Raw genomic sequence first — 3,004 nt, 5'->3', positions numbered from 1 at the left:
ATAATCGACATTATTCCCTACCTCCTACTAATTCTGAAGGATTAAATTTACTTAATCTTTTAGTCACTATGTATATAGGCAATATACACATAAATGCTACTCCTACTATCACTGATATAAAGGTTAACGGTTCTATATCTATTTTACTCACAACTTCATCATATCGAAAATTCAACCTATTTAAGACAGTATATACAACAAAAACAATTAAAGTAGAAAAAAGATTTATAAATAATATCTCTCCCGAAAACATTGCCCTGATATCTTTAAAAGAAGCCCCCATGGCAACCCTAATACCTATTTCTTCCTTTCTACTATCTAAAGATAATATTATAAGTACAGTTATAGCAAATGTCATTATTATAAAAAATAATACCGAAAATATAAGATAATATTTATAATAATTTTTCATAAATTCCCTATCCTCTTCAATATCGTCTTCTACTGTCATAAAATCAACTTTACTACTAAGTCCATTCTTATCTGCTAACTCTTTTAACTCTTCTAAAACTAATTCTTTGTTTTTACCTTTGCTAATCTCTCCATAATAATTCATGCTTGGAAGTATATCATATATATATATTTCATTATCACAAATAGGTTCTATAAACTTATCCCTTAAATACATAATTTGATTACTTGATAATTCAGATGAAAACCATTTACTATCTTCACTTAAAATTCCAACTACTTCATACTTTATATCTTCAAAATCACCATTTGTTATTTTCGTCCCAACATCCACCAATCCATTCTCATATAAACTATATCCCGCTATTAAAGGTATTGCTTTACCCTCTTTATAAAAATTAAAATCATCTTTTTCTAATCCTCTACCTTTAGCCAATTTAAATTGCATTAATTCTTCCATACCACTTTCAATATCTAAAGTCATAATCCCACCATCAAAAAATAAATCATCTTTTTTTATGTTTAATCCTTCCACCATTTTATGGTATTTGGGATTATTTTCAAATTCCTTAACAGTTAAACCACTTTTCGCACTATATGCAATATAATCTAAACACCCACTTTTTACTACTTGTTCCCTAAATTTAAGGAAGTCTTTTGGATGAGTAGCATCGTCTGCAAATATCATATGAACAATTTCCCCTGAATTTTTAGATAATAAAAGTTCCACATCCTCCTCAACTTTATTTATTTTTTCTACAGCATCTATTCTCGTTAATAAAAGCCAAATTGAAATCATAACTTGTATAGATATTAAAACACATATTGCTTTTCTTTTTGATATGTTTTGTAATATTATCTTTAATTTTCTCATATTCATTCTCCTTACTAAAGTTTCATAGCTTCTGTAGGTTGTACTTTAAATGATTTTAAAATAGGATATACTGATACAATTAATGAAGTAATAACTACTACCGCTATACCTAATACTAAATTTTGAAACTTCAAACTAATATCATAACCTGAAATATTAGTCATAAATAAATTAAATATTGATTGAATAAATATAGATACAGCAAAAGAAAATAATGTTAAAACAAATATTTCACCATATATTAATCTTGATATCTGAAAATTAGTATGCCCCATTGCCTTTCTAAGCCCTACTTCAAACTTCATACTTTGTATCCAAAACATCATAGTAACTATTGACTGAATTATGGCTGCTATGTATAACATTATTGCAATAAATTTAAAATTACTATCTAATGAAACTATATCATCTAGCAATCTATACCCATGTAAAACCTCTGGTTTAGAATTATCAAACTTGTCCCACTTATTCTTTCCTTCAGCAATAAAATTATCTATCTGCTTTAAAGTATTACCTTGACAATTATACATAACCATAGGAAATTGTCCTTTATAACCCTGACCTATTCCAATCTCTATACCGCTTGAAGGTAAAGACGTCATAGGCATAAAAATCATTGAATCCCAAGGTAAAGGTTTTTCTTTTAATCCAACTATTCCTACTACATTATATTTCTCTTTGTGTATACTTATAGTCCTATCATTATCCATATACTTTTTCAAATCTTTACCTATAAGAGCTACCTTCTTTTCTTCTTTTATCTCATAACTTGTATAACATCTTCCCTCTAAAATTGGATAACTCCAACTATTTTTTTCCCCAAACCAATCTGCACTTGCCTCAAAATATTCATTCGTTTTCGCTTTATCTAATTTAATCATTAAATCACCTAAATATGCTCCTGTGTATTCATCAACACTATGCTCCAAATTATCGGCTATACTTTTAACTGAAAAATCATTAGCTTTTTCTCTCTCAATAAAAGAAAAAATATATGAACTAGGTGGAGATAATTTTTCTATCATTCTTTCTTCTTCCTTAAGAGCACAAATAAAACTTATATTAAAAGATATCATTAACATCGAAATTACAAAGCCAAACATTACAAAAAATGTAGTTAATTTTTTTGTTTTAAATATTAATAATATGTTTTTTACTCTTTTCATTTTTATCCCCTTTTAACATATAGTTAGATAAAACATTTAAATGTTTTATCTAACTATAAAAATAATATTTTCCTACTTAATTTATTACCAATATGGATTCGAATCCAAAAGTTCTACTTTTTCAATCTGTGTGCCACTACCTGCTGGTATAAAGCTATGGATTGATTTAAATTTATTAACTTGTCCTCCTGCTGCTTCCACATATGCTTGTTTTTTACCAGGCTTAGTTGTATGAGATCCTTTTCTCTCAAATGCAGAATTTGGATGATTCTTAATGTATAATCTTACATTTACTCTAGCTTGTTTTGGGACAGATGTCCAATAAGTTGTAGCATATGCACTTCCTCTTCTTCCTCCTGGCCACTTTGCACCTAATCGACAATTAACAGCACCATATTTAGTATTAAAACTTCCATATTTAGTTGCTGCCAATACTGGTGCTCCAAATAATAAAACTGCCAAAGTTAAAGGTAATACCCTTTTCACTACTTTTTTCATTTGATTATCCCCCTATTAATATATTTTTTAGTTTCTTAAGATTTATAGATTAATA

The 3,004-nt window shown here is 27.9% G+C and carries 3 protein-coding genes; all 3 read right to left on the bottom strand.

Annotated elements, in window-relative coordinates; genetic code table 11:
• Positions 1-10 precede the first annotated feature (10 nt).
• Complete coding sequence (locus FYJ27_RS12515) at positions 11-1,285, bottom strand: ABC transporter permease (protein ID WP_195839138.1); 1,275 nt, start codon at positions 1,283-1,285, stop codon at positions 11-13.
• A 14-nt stretch (positions 1,286-1,299) separates the two neighbouring features.
• Positions 1,300-2,451: an ABC transporter permease gene (locus FYJ27_RS12510; RefSeq protein ID WP_154485128.1), complete on the bottom strand. Its 1,152-nt coding sequence runs from the start codon at positions 2,449-2,451 to the stop codon at positions 1,300-1,302.
• 84 nt (positions 2,452-2,535) lie between these two features.
• Positions 2,536-2,949, bottom strand: a complete 414-nt coding sequence (locus FYJ27_RS12505; RefSeq protein WP_154485127.1) for a hypothetical protein — start codon at positions 2,947-2,949, stop codon at positions 2,536-2,538.
• Positions 2,950-3,004: the final 55 nt, after the last annotated feature.

The organism is Anaerosalibacter bizertensis, assembly GCF_009696605.1.
GTDB classification, from domain to species: Bacteria; Bacillota; Clostridia; order Tissierellales; family Sporanaerobacteraceae; genus Anaerosalibacter; species Anaerosalibacter bizertensis.
This window is presented reverse-complemented; position numbering and strand designations above follow the sequence as displayed.